18 protein-coding genes are annotated in these 15418 nt (G+C 71.9%); 8 read left to right on the top strand and 10 right to left on the bottom strand.

Translation table 11 applies throughout. From position 1 onward, the window contains the following. The first annotated feature begins 11 nt into the window (after positions 1-11). A complete protein-coding gene (locus NIE79_RS00960) occupies positions 12-1019 on the top strand; it encodes a LacI family DNA-binding transcriptional regulator (RefSeq protein WP_238676677.1) in 1008 nt (335 codons plus the stop codon). A 247-nt stretch (positions 1020-1266) separates the two neighbouring features. Then, positions 1267-2163 (top strand): GNAT family N-acetyltransferase, encoded by an 897-nt coding sequence (locus NIE79_RS00955; protein WP_238676676.1) that lies wholly within the window; start codon positions 1267-1269, stop codon positions 2161-2163. A 185-nt stretch (positions 2164-2348) separates the two neighbouring features. Here NIE79_RS00955 and NIE79_RS00950 read toward each other — a convergent pair whose 3' ends face one another. After that, positions 2349-2873, bottom strand: coding sequence for an O-acetyl-ADP-ribose deacetylase (locus NIE79_RS00950; protein WP_238676675.1), 525 nt, complete (start codon positions 2871-2873; stop codon positions 2349-2351). A 1-nt stretch (position 2874) separates the two neighbouring features. Then, on the bottom strand, positions 2875-3666 hold the full coding sequence (locus tag NIE79_RS00945) for an EI24 domain-containing protein (RefSeq protein WP_238676674.1): 792 nt from the start codon (positions 3664-3666) through the stop codon (positions 2875-2877). 200 nt (positions 3667-3866) lie between these two features. On the opposite strand from NIE79_RS00945, the gene NIE79_RS00940 reads away from it, so the two are divergent. From NIE79_RS00940 to NIE79_RS00920, 5 genes are read left to right on the top strand one after another with little or no spacing between them, the layout of a single operon-like run. Beyond that, positions 3867-4775, top strand: coding sequence for an ABC transporter ATP-binding protein (locus NIE79_RS00940; protein ID WP_112584211.1), 909 nt, complete (start codon positions 3867-3869; stop codon positions 4773-4775). 12 nt (positions 4776-4787) lie between these two features. Then, positions 4788-5522 carry an ABC transporter permease gene (locus tag NIE79_RS00935; protein ID WP_238676673.1) on the top strand — a complete coding sequence of 245 codons (735 nt, stop codon included), beginning with the start codon at positions 4788-4790 and terminating at the stop codon, positions 5520-5522. 11 nt (positions 5523-5533) lie between these two features. Further along, the gene (locus tag NIE79_RS00930; protein WP_238676672.1) at positions 5534-6802 is read left to right on the top strand and encodes a sensor histidine kinase; all 1269 of its coding nucleotides are present in this window, start codon (positions 5534-5536) and stop codon (positions 6800-6802) included. Next, positions 6799-7440, top strand: coding sequence for a response regulator (locus NIE79_RS00925; RefSeq protein ID WP_274523393.1), 642 nt, complete (start codon positions 6799-6801; stop codon positions 7438-7440). The genes NIE79_RS00930 and NIE79_RS00925 overlap by 4 nt, the downstream gene beginning before the upstream one ends. 23 nt (positions 7441-7463) lie before the next feature. Further along, positions 7464-8432 (top strand): helix-turn-helix transcriptional regulator, encoded by a 969-nt coding sequence (locus tag NIE79_RS00920; protein ID WP_238676671.1) that lies wholly within the window; start codon positions 7464-7466, stop codon positions 8430-8432. On the opposite strand, the gene NIE79_RS00915 is transcribed toward NIE79_RS00920, so the two are convergent. From NIE79_RS00915 to NIE79_RS00890, 6 genes are all read right to left on the bottom strand, one after another. Continuing rightward, complete coding sequence (locus NIE79_RS00915; RefSeq protein WP_238676670.1) at positions 8423-9337, bottom strand: SDR family oxidoreductase; 915 nt, start codon at positions 9335-9337, stop codon at positions 8423-8425. The genes NIE79_RS00920 and NIE79_RS00915 overlap by 10 nt on opposite strands. 55 nt (positions 9338-9392) lie before the next feature. Continuing rightward, positions 9393-10130, bottom strand: a complete 738-nt coding sequence (locus NIE79_RS00910) for an alanyl-tRNA editing protein (RefSeq protein ID WP_238676669.1) — start codon at positions 10128-10130, stop codon at positions 9393-9395. An 11-nt stretch (positions 10131-10141) separates the two neighbouring features. Further along, on the bottom strand, positions 10142-11029 hold the full coding sequence (locus NIE79_RS00905) for an alpha/beta fold hydrolase (protein ID WP_238676668.1): 888 nt from the start codon (positions 11027-11029) through the stop codon (positions 10142-10144). Beyond that, positions 11026-11340 (bottom strand): DUF2516 family protein, encoded by a 315-nt coding sequence (locus tag NIE79_RS00900; protein ID WP_030327754.1) that lies wholly within the window; start codon positions 11338-11340, stop codon positions 11026-11028. The genes NIE79_RS00905 and NIE79_RS00900 overlap by 4 nt, the downstream gene beginning before the upstream one ends. Positions 11341-11411: 71 nt before the next feature. Then, positions 11412-12044 (bottom strand): hypothetical protein, encoded by a 633-nt coding sequence (locus NIE79_RS00895; protein WP_238676667.1) that lies wholly within the window; start codon positions 12042-12044, stop codon positions 11412-11414. After that, positions 12041-12616, bottom strand: a complete 576-nt coding sequence (locus tag NIE79_RS00890) for a helix-turn-helix domain-containing protein (protein WP_238676666.1) — start codon at positions 12614-12616, stop codon at positions 12041-12043. The genes NIE79_RS00895 and NIE79_RS00890 overlap by 4 nt, the downstream gene beginning before the upstream one ends. Positions 12617-12727: 111 nt before the next feature. On the opposite strand from NIE79_RS00890, the gene NIE79_RS00885 reads away from it, so the two are divergent. Continuing rightward, positions 12728-13525 carry an alpha/beta fold hydrolase gene (locus NIE79_RS00885; protein WP_238676665.1) on the top strand — a complete coding sequence of 266 codons (798 nt, stop codon included), beginning with the start codon at positions 12728-12730 and terminating at the stop codon, positions 13523-13525. 7 nt (positions 13526-13532) lie between these two features. Here NIE79_RS00885 and NIE79_RS00880 read toward each other — a convergent pair whose 3' ends face one another. Next, positions 13533-14492 (bottom strand): asparaginase, encoded by a 960-nt coding sequence (locus tag NIE79_RS00880; RefSeq protein WP_238676664.1) that lies wholly within the window; start codon positions 14490-14492, stop codon positions 13533-13535. Positions 14493-14586: 94 nt separating this feature from the next. Next, on the bottom strand, positions 14587-15414 hold the full coding sequence (locus NIE79_RS00875; RefSeq protein WP_091402837.1) for a beta-keto acid cleavage family enzyme: 828 nt from the start codon (positions 15412-15414) through the stop codon (positions 14587-14589). Between the last annotated feature and the right edge of the window lie 4 nt (positions 15415-15418).

Below are 15418 nucleotides of genomic sequence, written 5' to 3'. Positions count from 1 at the left end.
GGGAAAGCGCGATGACGACGGCGCAGCGGCCGACGCTCGAAGCGGTGGCAGCGCGGGCCGGAGTGTCCCGCGCCACCGTTTCCCGGGTGGTCAACGGCTCCACCACCGTCGCCGAACCGATCCGCGAGGCGGTCACCCGGGCGGTCGCCGAGTTGGGGTACGTCCCCAACCTGGCGGCCCGCAGCCTGGTCACCCAGCGCACCGACTCGATCGCCCTGGTCATGCCGGAGGCGGCCACCCGGGTCTTCTCCGACGACCAGGTCTTCCCCGGCATCATCCGGGGCGTCAGCCAGGAGTTGGAGGCTGCCGACAAGCAGCTGGTGCTGATGCTCGCCGGCTCGCCGGCCGGGCACCATCGGGTCGAGCGGTACACCACCGGCCGGCACGTCGACGGCGTGCTCTTCGCGTCGCTGCACGGTGCCGACCCGCTGCCCGGCACACTGGCTCGACTCGGCATCCCCGTGGTGGTCAGTGGCCGCCCGCTCGGCGACGTGCCCGTCCCGTACGTCGACGTCGACCACGTGGGCGGGGTGACCGCGGCCGTCCGACACATGATCGACAGCGGTCGCCGACGGATCGCGACCATCGCCGGGCCACAGGACATGGTCGCCGGAATCGAACGGCTCAGCGGCTACCGCAGCACCGTCGCCGACGCGGGGCTGCCCGAGATGATCGCCATCGGTGATTTCACCCGGGAATCCGGGTCGGCGGCGATGCGCCGGCTGCTCGCCGAGCATCCCGACCTCGACGGCGTCTTCGCCGCCTCCGACCTGATGGCGCACGCCGCCCTGCGAACCCTGCGCGAGGCTGGTCGGCGGGTGCCCGACGACGTGGCGGTTGTCGGCTTCGACGACATCGAGACCGCCGCCTACACCGAGCCACCGCTGACCACCGTCCGGCAGCCGATCGTGGAACTCGGCCGCCGGATGACCCGCCAACTGCTCCGGCTGGCCGCCGGCGAGAGCATCGAGCAGTCGATCATGCTCCCCACCGAGCTGATCCGCCGCGCCTCCGCCTGACGCGCGGCCCGCGGGCGCCGCGCGGCCCACGCCCGCCACGCGGACCGTGGGCGCCGCGCGGACCGTGGGCGCCGCGCGGACCGTGGGCGCCGCGCGGCCCGACCCGCAAGATCCGCGCTATTTCAGGGAAATAGTGGCCTCACGGCGCTCGGAGGCCCCTATAACCCTGAAGTTGCTGCCTACTCCTCGTTGTGGGCGCGGGTTTAATGCGTCGCTCGGGCGGGGGATCGTGGTTAGCCTCGCCGACATGCGGATCCGTGTGGCGCAGCCGGACGACGCCCCAGGTGTGGTGGCGCTGCGGACGATCGTCTACCCGTACCAGGTGCGCGGCGTCGAGTCGACCCGGAAAATGATCGCCGAGCCGGTACCGGGCAGGGACTGGGTCGCCTTCGTAGCCGAGGTCGACGCCCAGGTCGTCGGTTGGGTGACTGCCCAACGCAACGACTCGACCTCGACGGCGAACTTCGGTGACGTCAGCCTCCTGCACGTCCACCCGGAGCACCGGCGGCGCGGCATCGGCACCGCGCTGCTGGCGACCGCGACAGCTCACCTCGCCCCGCTGGGGGTCCGCCGGCTCCGCGCCTTCGCCCAGCCGGACGCGCTGCCGTTCGCCCGTCGGCACGGCTACGAGCCCAGTCGTGAGCTGCGCTTCTCTGCGCTCGATCTGAACCCGGCACCCGCACTGCCCGACCCGCCGCCGGGCGTACGGCTGCTTCCGATCACGGAACTGGCCCCGCGCCGGCTCTACGCGGCGGACGTGGCCGCGGCGCTGGACGAGCCGGGCGACGTACCTGTCGACTCGATCAGCTACGAGAGCTGGCTGTACGACGTCTGGGACAATCTGGGCCTGGACAAGGAGACCAGCACCGCCGTCGAAGTCGACGGGGAGGTGGCCGCGTTCAGCCTGGTGAAGCGGGACGGGGACCTGATGTGGTCGGACTTCACCGGCAGCCTCCCGGCGTACCGCGGCCGAGGGCTGGCCCGGCTGGCCAAGACTGTGGCGCTGCACCGGGCTGCCGCGAACGGCGTGCGCGTCGCGTACACCTCGAACGACGAGTCGAACGGGCCGATGCTCGCGATCAACACCCGGCTGGGCTACCGCCCGGTGGCAGCCGAGTGGTCCTGCCTGGTCGACCTGACCTGACCTGACCACAAGTCACCCTCAGAGCGCCTTCATCGCCCACGCCGATCTTGCAGTTTCGGTCGCCGAGATGCGCGGAATGCCCCCTATGCCGCGACAGAAAGTGCAAGATCGCGGGAGGGACGAGGCAGGCGCAGCAGCGCCTGGGTTGACCTGCTCAGCATCGTGATCAAGGAAGAGGTAGGTGTTCACGGCGAGGGCCGACCCTCGAACACCTCGCGTGCGATGGCGTGGGTGTCGGAGCCGAAGAGCACCAGACGGGCCTCGGTGACGGTGGTCGAGGTGGCCGAACGCAGCACCGCCAGCGCCTGACCGACCGCATCGTCGACCGGCCAGCCGTAGATGCCGGCGGAGACCAGCGGAAAGGCCACTGTGCTCGCTCCCACCTCGTCGGCCACCCGCAGACTGTTGGCGTAGCAGTCGCGCAGCAGCGCCGACCGGTCCTCGCTGGCCGACCAGACCGGCCCCACGGTATGGATCACCCATCGGGCCGGCAGCTCTCCGGCAGTGGTCGCCACCGCCTGGCCGGTGGGCAGGCCCCTGCCGTAGCGGGACGCCCGCAGCGCCCGACACTCGGCCAGGATGGCTGGCCCGCCGCGCCGGTGGATCGCACCGTCGACCCCACCACCTCCGAGCAGTGACGAGTTCGCGGCGTTCACTATGGCGTCCACCCGCTGGGTGGTGATGTCCCCCTCGACCAGGGCGATCTCCATGTCAGCTTTCCTCGATTGGTTGGCCCATCGAGCGACGGGCCAGCAGCGTGGCACCGGCGACCGCGGCCGGCATGATCAGCACGGCGCCGAGCGGAATCAGGAAGCAGAGGAAGACGGCCACTCCGAAGCCGAGCGCGGTGGGCCGGTCGGCCTTCAGGATCGTGCGGCGCTGCGGCAGCCGCATTCCGCGTCGGTAGAACGGCGCACCGACCAGCTCCACGGCGAGGAACCACCCACCCACTGCCGCCCCGATGACCGGGACGACAGTCTGGCCGACCACCGGGATGAAGCCGGCGACGAAGAGCGGGATGCCGACCAGCGCCGTGAGTGCCACGAGGCGTACCGAGTCGGCGAGGCTGCGGCGCAGCGACGACCAGAACGGCACGTCCACCGCGCCCGGGGTGCCGCCGTACCGCTGCTCGACCTGCTCGGAGATCTTCTCGTAGAACGGGTCGCCGATGACCAGGGTGACAGCGGTGAAGGTGAGCACGCCGAGCAGGCCGCCAAGCCCCAGGAAGGCCAACCCGGCGATCACCCGGACCAGGCTGCGGCCGGTGCTCGACCAGTCGTCGGCGAACGGGGTGACAAGCGCGGCGAAATCGTCCACGAAGTACACAAGTGTGGCGAGCGCTGCCAGGAAGAGCACGCCGGAGATCAGCGCCGGCACGATGCCGAGCAGCATCAGCCCCGGGCTGCGGACGTAGAGGCCCAACCCGCGCAGGAGCAGCCCCGCCCCGGCGAGGAAGCGTCCGACGACCCCGGTCACCGGGCTGGCGATTCTGCTGGCATCCACGATCGAGCAGCCTAACCAGCCGTGATCGGATCCGCCGGGCGGAGCGCTAGCAGCGACCCACCGCGTAGACATCAACCGGTTGACGGACGGCGGCGATCCACCGGGGACGCCGAGGTTCGTCGCTGACCGGTCGATTCGCCGCCGGCTCACCCCGACAACCCTTGAGGGGTACGAAGTCAGCGGCGGCGGAAGGCGGCACGATGCCGGTCATCGAGGTGACCCACCTGAAGAAGCGTTACGGCGACCTGGTGGCGGTGGACGACGTGTCGCTCGCCGTGGAGGCCGGCGAGATCTTCGGCGTCCTCGGTCCGAACGGCGCCGGCAAGACCACCACCGTGGAGTGCGTCGCCGGGCTGCGTGTCCCCGACGGGGGCGGGGTGTCGGTCCTCGGGCTCGACCCCCGCCGGGACGCGGCCCAGCTACGCCAGCGGGTCGGGGTGCAACTCCAGGAAAGTCAACTGCCGGACCGGTTGCGGGTGGCCGAGGCACTGGAGTTGTACGCCTCGTTCTACCGCAACCCGGCCGACCCGGCCGAGCTGATCGACAAGCTGGGCCTCGGCGACAAGCGGAACACCGCGTACAAGAAGCTCTCCGGCGGCCAGAAGCAGCGGCTCTCCATCGCGCTGGCCCTGGTGGGCAACCCGGAGATCGCCATTCTCGACGAGCTGACCACCGGGCTGGACCCGCAGGCCCGCCGGGACACCTGGGGCCTCATCGAACAGGTCCGCGACAGCGGGGTGACGATCGTGCTGGTCACCCACTTCATGGAGGAGGCCGAGCGGCTCTGCGACCGGGTCGCGGTGATCGACAGGGGTCGGGTGGTCGCCCTGGACAGCCCGGCGGGCCTGGTGTCGACGGTGGCTCCGGAGCAGCGGATCCGGTTCCGGCCCTCCGCTCCGGTCGACGACCGGCTCCTCACCGACCTGCCTGAGGTCTCCGCCGTGCAGCGGACCGGCAGCCAGGTGGTGGTGACCGGCACCGGTGAGCTGCTGCACGCCGTCACCTCGGTGCTCGCCCGTCACCAGATCGTCGCCGCGGACCTGCGGCTGGAGCAGTCCACCCTCGACGACGCCTTCGTCGAGCTGACCGGGCACCGGCCCGCCAACTGAGAGGGAGCCAACATGCACGCCTTCCGCAACATCCTGAGAATCGAGGCGCGGCTCTATCTGCGGGACCTGCCGACGCTGCTCCTCACCGTCGGGCTGCCCACAGTGATCCTGGTGGTGCTCGGGCTGGTCCCTTCGCTGCGCAAGCCGGATCCGACCTTCGACGGGCAGACCTTCGTCAGCTACTTCGCCCCGTCGCTGTTGGTGGTCACCCTCGCCATGGTGGGGGTGAACATCCTGCCGGCAGTGCTGGCCACCTACCGGGAACGCGGCGTGCTGCGCCGACTGGCGACGACCCCGGCGCATCCGGCCGCGCTGCTCGCCGCCCAACTGGTGCTGGCCCTGGCCGGGATCCTGGCCAGCGCGCTGCTGCTCATCGTCGTCGCCCGGCTGGCTTTCGGGGTGCCGCTCCCCCGGCACCCGCTCGGCTTCACGCTGGCGTTCATCCTCGGCACGGCCGCGCTGCTGTCGCTCGGCCTGCTGGTCGCCGCGGTGGCCCGCACGACGAGGGCCGCACAGGCCCTGGCCGTGCCGCTGTTCCTGGTCACCATGTTCTTCGGCGGGGTCTACCTTCCCCGGTTCCTGCTTCCGGACGTCGTGGCGCGGATCGGCGACTACACGCCGCCCGGGGTGCAGGCGCTCCTCGACGCCTGGACCGGCGCTCCTCCGCAGGCGTTGCACCTGGGGATAATGGCGGTGATCGCCGTGGTGGCCGGCGCCGGCGCGGCGAAACTGTTCCGCTGGGAGTGAGCGGAGATGCGATGACCTGCAACGGTGGGCACGACCGTCTGACCAGTTGGCGAGAGCGCGAGGCGAGCCTCTATCGGGTGTTCCCCTTCGGCGGGCTGACCCTGGGCACCCTGCTGGCCCTCGTCGCACCGGCACCCCACCACCTCGGGGCGCTGCCCACCCTCGCCATCGCCGTGGCGGCCGGATGCTGGGTCGCCTGGTTCGTCACCCTGCACCCCGGCTGGCAGAGCCGGCGCACGCTGATGGCGGTCTACTACGCCGGGCTGCTCGCGTTCGCCGCCGCACTGGTGGCCGCCAGTCCGTGGTACGGCTTCTTCGCCTGGGTCGGTTACATCCATGCCTTTCCGGTGCTGCCCGGGCGCTGGCGGGTCGCCGGCGTGGTCACCACGGCAATCCTCGTCGCCACGTCTCAGGGCGGTGGCCTGTCGGTGGTGACATCGCGCCTGCCGCTCTGGCTGTTGCTGGTGCTCTTCAACCTGGTGGTGGCCGGTTCGGCGAGCTGGTTCGCGATGGTCGCCGAGCAGGAGGACGCCAAACGCAAGCGGTTGGTGGAAGAACTCGGCGAGACCAACCGCCAGCTCACCGAGACGGTCCGGGAGAACGCCGGGCTGCACGCCCAACTGCTCACCCAGGCCCGGGAGGCCGGGGTGCTGGAGGAGCGGCAACGGATGGCCCGGGAGATCCACGACACCCTGGCGCAGGGGTTGACCGGCATCATCACCCAACTGGAGGCGGCCGAGCAGAGCCGCGACCGCTCCGCCGACTGGCGTCGGCACGTCGACAACGCGCTCGCCCTGGCCCGGGAGAGCCTCACCGAGGCCCGTCGTTCGGTACAGGCGGTCCGTCCGGAACCGTTGGAGACGGCCCGGCTACCGGACGCCCTCGTCGAGCTGGGCGGGCGCTGGTCGGCCCTGAACGGGGTCCGGGCCGACGTGGCCACCACCGGCACCCCCCGCCCGCTGCACCCGGAGGTCGAGGTGACACTGCTCCGGGCAGCCCAGGAGGCGCTGTCCAACGTGGCCCGGCACGCCGCCGCGTCACGGGTCGGGCTGACCCTGTCGTACATGGCGGACGTCGTCACGCTTGACGTCCGTGACGACGGCGCGGGCTTCGACCTCACCGACCAGCCGCTGCCCCGTGAGCCGGGCGGCGGGTACGGGCTGACCGCCATGCGACAGCGGGTGACAAGGGTCGGTGGCGAGTTGGCAGTCGAGTCCGAGCCGGGCAGCGGCACCGCCATCTCTGCCTCCGTCCCCGCGCTACCCGGAGGTGCCGGTTGACCGCCCCGGTTCGACTGCTGATCGTCGACGACCATCCGGTGGTGCGGGACGGGCTGCGGGGGATGTTCACCGGTGACCCCGATTTCGAGGTGGTGGGCGAGGCGGCGGACGGTTCGGAGGCGTTGGCCCTGGTCGCGACGCTGCGGCCGGACGTCGTGCTGATGGACCTGCGGATGCCCGGAATGGACGGCGTGACCGCCATCGGCAGACTGGCTCGCGCCGGCAGCACCGCCCGGGTGCTGGTGCTCACCACCTACGACACGGACGCGGACGTGCTGCCGGCGATCGAGGCAGGTGCGACCGGTTACCTGCTCAAGGACACCCCTCGGGAGGATCTGGTTCGGGCGGTCCGGGCCGCGGCCCGGGGCGAGTCGGTGCTCGCGCCGAGCGTCGCCGGCCGGCTGATGGGCCGGCTGCGCGCTCCCGCCGAGGAGCCGCTCAGCCAACGGGAGCTGGAGGTGCTGACACTGGTGGCCCGCGGCGCCTCCAACCGGGAGGCGGCGAGCCGCCTGTTCATCAGCGAGGCCACCGTCAAGACGCACCTGCTGCACGTGTACGCCAAGCTCGGGGTCAACGACCGGGCCGCCGCGGTGGCCACCGCGTACGACAGGGGGTTGCTGACGCCCGGCGGGCGGTGAGCGGCACCGGGCAGGATGGGCGGATGCGCGCGTCCCGACTGATCTCGTTGCTGTTGCTGTTGCAGTCGCGCGGGTCGATGACCGCGAGCGAGCTGGCGCGGGAGCTGGAGGTCTCCGAGCGGACCGTCTACCGCGACGTCCTGGCGCTCTCCGCCGCTGGCGTGCCGGTCTACGCCGACCGGGGGCGGGCCGGCGGTTACCGCCTGCTCGGCGGGTACCGCACCCGACTGACCGGGTTGACCCGCGACGAGGCGGAGGCGCTCTTCCTCGCCGGACTGCCCGGGCCGGCCGGCGAGATGGGGCTCGCCGACGCTGTCGCGTCCGCCGAACTGAAGGTGCTCGCCGCGCTGCCACCGGCCCTGCGCGACGCGCCGGCCCGTGCCGGGCAGCGGTTCCACCTGGACGTGCCGGGCTGGTTCCGGGAGACCGCGCCACCGCTCTGGCTGCCCGAACTGGCCCGGGCGGTCTGGGGCGACCGGGTGGTGGAGCTGCGCTACCGACGAGGCGAGCGGGAGGTGACCCGCCTGGTCCAGCCGTACGGCCTGGTGCTCAAGAGCGCTGTCTGGTATCTGGTCGGCCGGGTCGGCGACGACGTGCGCACCTACCGGGTGGACCGGGTCACCGGGGTCGAGGTGGGCGACGAGCACTTCGACCGCGACGAGGGCTTCGACCTGGCCGGGCACTGGCGCGAGCAGGCCGGGTCATTCCTGCGGACCATGCTGCGGGCCGAGGTCGCCGTCCGGCTGAGCCCCGCCGGCGTGCGCCAGCTCCGGCACCTGGTCGATGCCCCCTTCGTGTACGACGAGCTGGTCGCCGCCGCCAGCCCGCCCGACGGGCAGGGCTGGGTGGTGGCGCGGCTGCCCGTCGAGTCGGTCCAGGTGGCGTACCGCCAACTGTTGGGGCTCGGCCCCGAGGTCGAGGTCATCGACCCACCCGAGCTGCGGCAGTTGTTCGCGGAGAGCGCCGACCGGCTCGCCGTGCTCTACCGGTAGCCGGTCACGTCCGACGGTTTGCCCGCGTCGACCACCTCGGTGATGTAGCGGAAGCCCTCGGGTTGGCTGCCGTCGAGGTCGGTGAACCCGTACACCTTGGACAGCGTGCCGGCATCGACGGACTTGCCGCTCCAGCGGGCCCTCTCCTCGTCGGCGGCGAGCGCGGCCACCGCCCGGCCGACGAAGGCCGGGGTCTCCGAGATGAGGAAGTTCGGGTCGGTGGCGGCGCCGTCACGCCAGTTCTCCTCGGTCACGCCGAAGTGCTCCAGCATCGCCTCGGAACGGATCCAGCCGGGGGTGAGCGCCACTGCTGTGCAGCCGTGCGGCTTCAGCTCGTGCGCCTGGCTGAAGGCGAGCCGGTTGACCGAGACCTTGGCCAGGTCGTAGAAGACCGACAGCCGGTAGTTCTCGTCGTTGTACGCCTTGGTGCCGTCGCCCATCTCCACCACCAGGCCGCCGGGCTTGCGGATCAGCAGCGGCAGGGCGAAGTGGCTGGTGATGATGTGCGTGTCGACGGCCAGTCGCAGGGTACGGAAGCCGGCGTCGAGCGGCTGCTCCCAGACCGGCTTGTCCCAGGTGACCAGTGGGTCGCCGCCCCAGATGTCGTTCACCAGCACGTCGAGGTGACCCTGCTCGGCGTCGATCCGGGCGACCAGGTCGCGGACCTGCTCGGGCACCAGGTGGTCGACGTGAACGGCGATGCCGGTGCCGCCAGCAGCGCTGACCAGTTCGGCGGTCTCCTCGATGGTCTCCGGTCGGGCCATCTCGGAGCGGCCGGCCCGGGTGCTGCGACCGGTGGCGTAGACAGTGGCACCGGCCGCGCCGAGCTGAACGGCGATCTGTCGCCCGGCACCACGGGTGGCACCGGCGACGAGCGCGATCTTTCCTGTGAGCGGTTGTGTCATGCCTGCGACGTTGTCAGCAATACCTGACAACCGACGTCCGGATTTGGTACTCGATCTAGTCGACCAGCCGGACCCGGACCCGGCGGTTGGCCCGGCCCTTGCTCTCCACCTTGACCACCTGCACCTTGCCGATCTGGGCGGTGGAGGCGACGTGGGTGCCGCCGTCGGCCTGCACGTCCAGCCCGACGATGTCGACGATCCGGACCTCCTGCTCATCCGGCGGGATGAGGTTGGACTGGGTACGGATGATGTCCGGCAGGGCCAGCGCCTCGGTGCGCGGCAGCACCCGGGTGGCGACCGAGCGGTCGGCGGCCACCTCGGCGTTGACCAGCTCCTCGATCCGGCTCTTGAAGTCCGGGGGCACCTCGGGAAGGTTGAAGTCCATCCGGGCCTCGCCCACGTCCATCGAGTTGCCGGTCACCAGGGCGCCGAAGTCACGGAACACCACGCCGCAGAGAACGTGCAGACCGGAGTGGGTACGCATCAGCCGGGTGCGGCGCTCGTCCTTTACAGCGCCGACGACCTCGGTGCCGACCGGCGGCAGCGGGTCACCCTCGGCGGGGATCAGGTAGGGGTCGTCGCCCTTGCGGGTGCCGACGATCCGGGTCTGCACGCCCTGCCACAGCAGCACGCCGTGGTCGGGTGGTTGACCACCGCCGCCCGGGTAGAACGCCGAACGGTCCAGCACGATGCCCTGCTCCGCATCGGAGTGCAGGACGGTGCACGTCCATTCGCGCAGTGTCGGGTCGGCAAGGTCCAGCCGGTGCGTGCGGCCATGCTGTGTGACGCCCATGACAGGGCAGGCTACTCGTTGAGGAAGCCGGAAATGCGGTCCCGCAGATCGGCGCGTTCCGACCAGAGCACGCCGGGCCGGTCGTACACGTGCAGGGTGGCCTGGGGCAGCGCGACGGCGAGCCGCTCGGCGACCTCGACCGGGTGCAGGTCGTCGCCGGCGCAACCGATCACCAGCGCCGGCGTGGTGACGCCGGTCAGGTCGCCGATCTGGCGCAGCGGTGTCTGGTCGGTGAGCGTGGCCAGACTGTCGGCCAGGCCGTCGCGGAGCAGTTGGTCGAGCCGTTGGCGCAGGTAGGCCCAGCCGGCCGGGGTGTTGCGCACCGCCGGGGGCAGCTCCAGCGTGACGATGTCGGCGACCGCCGAGGCGTCCCCGCTCTCCACCGCCTCCAGTAGGTCTGTGACGCGTTCCCGGGCGGCCGGCCCGCGTGGCTCGTCGAGGACCGCGGGCAGGAAGAAGACCAGTTTGTCGAAACGATCCGGGCTCTCGACGAGGAGTCGGCAGAGGGCACCCGCGCCGAGGCTCGCGCCGAACGCCCGGCTGGCGCCCCCGAGGTCGGCGATCGCCCGCAGATCCCGGGCCAGGTCCAGGTAGTCCCACGGCCCGTCCGGGGCAACGGATCGGCCGTGCCCGCGGAACTGGAAGAACACCTTGCGGCCGTTCACCCCACTGCCGAACGGGCGGGTGGTGGCGATGCCGTTGCCCAGCCCGTGCGCGAACACGGTGACCGGATCACCGGTGCCGGTGACCAACCGTTCCAGCCGTACGCCGTGCGGGGTGGTGACCAGCTCGGTCTCCGGCTCCGGCAGCGCCGGTCGGCCGGTACGCGGCCCACCCGGCCCGGGCCCCCAGGTGCGGGGCCCGCTGTCGGGTGGGGGCGGCCAGCGAAAACCTCTCACCAGAACCCTTTGCCGTCGCTCAGGTCGCGAAGACCGACCCGGACGTCGAGCAGGTAGATGAGCGCGGCGGCGATGCCGATCAGTCCGAAGAGGCTGATCGGACCGAAGCCGAGCAGTGTGAGCACGAGGCAGACCGCCAGGATGGCGATCCAGCCGCCCTTGGGCAGCGTCCCGATGGCGGGGAAGGCGTCGGAGCGCTGCGTGACGGCATGCACCAGCGCGACACCCTGGATGATCAGCGCGAAGACGAGCAGAATCAGCTCGATCACGTAGCGGACTTCGAACGCGAAGATCGGCGCGGCGTTGGCCATGTCGGCCAGTTTATGTCCACGACCCCGGCTACGTCCGACAAGGACGCCGCCGGGGTCGCGGACAGGATGAGCTACTCGGCGGCCGGGCGGGTCCGCTTGGTGGCCCGGGGAAGCTTCGCCGACGGGGTCTCGACCGGCTTGGCGGCCTTCGGCGCGCGGGCGACCTTCTTGACGGCGGCCGGCTTGGCCTCGGCGATCTCGGCAACGTCGGCCGGGGTCGGCGCGTCGGCGGGGGCCGCCGCGGTGGTGGCAGCCGCGGTGGTGGTCGTCGGCGTCACGGCCTCGGTGGCCTCGATGTCGGCGTTGACCGTCTCGGCGGCCTCCAGCACGCCGGCACCGACGACCCGCTCGCCCCGAGCGACCAGCGCACCGTACGCGGCGAACGCGCGCTCCTGGGCGACCTGGGCACCAGCGACCACCAGTGCGGCGTTGCGGGTCGCGGCGGCGCGCAGCTTGTCGATGTCGGCCACCTCGCGCAGCTTCGCCAGGTCGGCGGTCTCGTTGGCGGTGCGCAGCGTCTCGGTGGCCTTCTGCTTCAGCTCGAAGCCGGTCAGCACGGCCCGGCCACCCAGGTCGGCGACGACCCGGGTGCTGAGCACGCCGACAACGGCCGGCAGCTTGCGCAGCTGCTCGATGGCCAGCTCACCGGCACCGGCGGCGGCGTAGATCGGGGCGGGGATGCGGTTGGTCTTCGGCTCGCTCATGACGTCTCCTCTTCGGCCGCCTCGGCGGCCTTCTTCTTCTGGGGGATGCTGGTGCTTCCCGGGGCGGGGGCGGTGCCCGCCTCGGTGACGGCGACCGACTCGAGCACGGCTTCGGTCGGGGTGCCGCCCACTGTGGTGGGGCCGGTGGCGGCGACATTCGCCAGGTCCGCGGCCTGGCTGGCGGGCTGGTCGGCCTGCGCCGCCTCGGCTTCGGCCTGGGTCTCGGCCAACCGGGTGTTCTCCCGGCGGAACGTCTCGTAGATCTGACTGAGCGACTGCTTCTGCGCCATCGTCAGGTCGGCGTCCACGGCGATGGCGGCGAGCACCCCGTGGCCTTCCTTGTCGTCGAGCAGGCCGGCGCGCAGGTACATCGCCGGCGTGGAGACCCGCAGCGCGCTCGCCAGTTGCTGGAGCACCTCGGCGCTGGGTTTGCGCAGGCCGCGCTCGATCTGGCTGAGGTACGGGTTGCTGACCCCCGCCTGCTCGGCGAGCTGCCGCAGCGAGATCTTGGCGTTGCGCCGCAGATCGCGGATGAACCCGCCGACGTCGGGAAGGTCCTTGGGTGTGGCCATGGCAGCGACGCTAATAGCCCGCGCTAGCTCTTGCAAGCAAAACGCTAACCATAGTTAGCAAGGTCTCAGCACCCGTTTGCGCGCCGCTCGGCCGGTCCGTACGGTCCGTTCGTGCACAAGATCACAGTCAATGGAGCAAGCATCGCGTACGACGAGGCCGGCACCGGTTCGCCAGTCGTCCTGCTGCACGCCGGAATCGCCGACCGGCGGATGTGGCGGGGACAGGTGTCCGCGCTCGCCGCCCGGCACCGGGTGATCGTCCCGGACCTGCGCGGCTACGGAGACTCGGAGCTCCCGCCGACCCCGTTCACGCACCACGACGACGTGGCCGGGCTGCTGGACGCGCTCGACCTGCCCCGGGCCGCCCTGGTCGGCTGTTCCTTCGGCGGGACGGTCGCCATCGACACCGCGCTGGCCCACCCCGACCGGGTGAGCGCGCTCGCGCTGTTCGACACGGCGGTCTCCGGCAACGAGTGGTCCGACGAGGCGAACGACCTCTGGGACGACCTGGTCGGAGAGGTCGACCCGGACGACTTCGTCGCCGGCGCGGCCGGCGAGGTGCGGTTCTGGGTGGTCGGCCCACGACGCCAGCCGGAGGAGGTCGACAGCGAGCTGCTCGCGTTCGCGCAGGAGATGGACCAGCGTGCCCTCGCCGCCGAGCTGGCGCTCGGCGCGGTCGAGGTGGGAGAGCTGTCGCCACCGGCGATCGGCCGTCTCGGCGAGCTGAAGATCCCCGTCCTGGTCACCGCCGGTGCCGCGGACGTGCCGGACATCAGTCGGCTCGCCGACCGGATCGCCGCCGAGGTCCCCGGCGCGGTACGACTGCCCGACGTGCCGGACGCCGCCCACCTGCTGCCGCTGGAGCGCCCGGAGCCGGTCAACGCCGCGCTGCTCGACTTCCTGAGTTAGAGCACAGTCACCAGAGCGGGCGGACCGCCCCGACCGGAACCCCGCCGCCAAAGAGCGGCACCTCCGCGTACTCGGTCAGCACCGGGGCGTCCACGCCGAGCCGGCGCAGCGCGGAGACCAGTACCGGCATCCGGGCCCGGTCGGCGCCGTCGTCGACCTTCAGCGCGACGGCGCCGACACCCGGCAGCGCCACGGCGATCACACCCTCGGCACCGACCTTGGCCAGCAGCCCCGGGACACCACGCATCAGCCGGGTGTCGTCGGCCTGGGTGCCACCCACGATCTCCGGGTACGCCCGCATCGCGTCGGCCACAGTGCGCGGCACCGATCCGGGCTCGGCGTCGACCAGCCGGAGGAACGCCCCGGCCAGGCCGGTCAGCGACACCGCGAGGACCGGGGCGCCGCAACCGTCGACCCCCACCGCCGCCGCCTGCTCGCCGGTGAACTCCTCGATGGCGGCCCGCAACCGCTGCTGCAGCGGGTGCTCGGGTCGCCAGTAGCCCTCCCGCGACCAACCGGCGGCCTCGCAGGTCAGCAGCATCCCGCTGTGCTTGCCGGAGCAGTTCATCTGCACCCGGTTCGGGCCGCCACCGGCGCGAAGCACCGCCTCCCGGGCCGCGGTGCCCACCGGCAGGTCGGGTGGGCAGTGCAGCGCCGACGCGTCCAGCCCGGCGCGCTCCAGCAGCGCAGCGACCCGGGCCAGGTGGAATTCCTCGCCGGCGTGGCTCGCCGAGACCAGCGCCACGTCGGCCGGGTCGGTGAGGGCCAGGCCGGCCCGGAGCATCCCGATCGCCTGCATCGGCTTGCTGGCCGAGCGGGGGAAGATCGGCGAGGTCACGTCCCCGGCGGACGCCACCGCGACACCGGCGGCGTCCAGCACCACCACCGAGCCGCGGTGCGCACCCTCCACGAACCCGGACCGGACCACCTCGGCGAGCGGCGCGCCGCCCTCGTACGTCTTCGTCACGCGCTGGACGGTACCGACGGTCCGGGGGTGCCCGGCGGCGGGGTGACCAGGAGGTCCACCGCCCGGGTGACAGGGGCGCGGGACAGATCCGGCCTTACAGCCCGAGAAGCTCGCGGGCCTCGGTGGTGGTCAACGGCGGGCGCTGAGCGAGCTGGGCGAAACCGACAGCGCGGGCGACCAGCTGCATGTTGGACTCCACCGGGCGGCCCTTCGCGTACGTCACTGTGTCCTCCATGCCGACCCGCAGGTGCCCGCCGGTCGACAGCGAGGCCAGCAGCACCGCGATGGTGCTCCGGCCGACGCCGGTGGCCGAGAAGGTGGTGCCCTCGGGCAGGTCCCGCAGCATCCGGTGGGCCGCGACCAGCGTCTCGGTGTTGCCCGGCATACCGCCCGGCACGCCCATCACGAAGTCGACGTGCACGTGCCCACCGGCCGGCAGGCCGTACTTGCCGAGCAGCCGCTGCAACGCGGACAGGTGGCCGAGGTCGAAGATCTCGTACTCCGGCACGATCCCGCGTTCCTGCATCCGGGTGTGCAGGTCGACGATGAACTCCCAGCGGTTGAGGAAGACGTCGTCGCCGAAGTTGACGGTGCCCATGGTGCAGGAGGCCATGTCCGGACGGGCGTCGAGCACGGCGAGCCGGGCGGCCTCCGGGTCGGTCACCGCGCCGCCGGAGGAGAGCTGCACGATCAGGTCGGTGCTCTCCCGCAATGCCGCGACCGTGTCGGCCAGCCGCACCGGGTCGAGCGTCGGCCGGGCCTCGTCGTCGCGGATGTGGACGTGGATCACGGCGGCGCCGAGCGCCTCGCACTCCTTGGCGGTGAGCAGCAACTCGTCGAGGGTGACCGGCAGCGCCGGCACCTCCGCCTTGGCCGACTCAGCGCCGGTCGGGGCCACCGTGATCAACGTCCCTGTCGTCATGCCG

This window comes from Micromonospora trifolii (genome assembly GCF_022229005.1).
Lineage (GTDB): Bacteria > Actinomycetota > Actinomycetes > Mycobacteriales > Micromonosporaceae > Micromonospora > Micromonospora trifolii.
The sequence above is the reverse complement of the archived record's forward strand: the minus strand, read 5'-3'. Positions and strand labels throughout refer to the sequence as shown.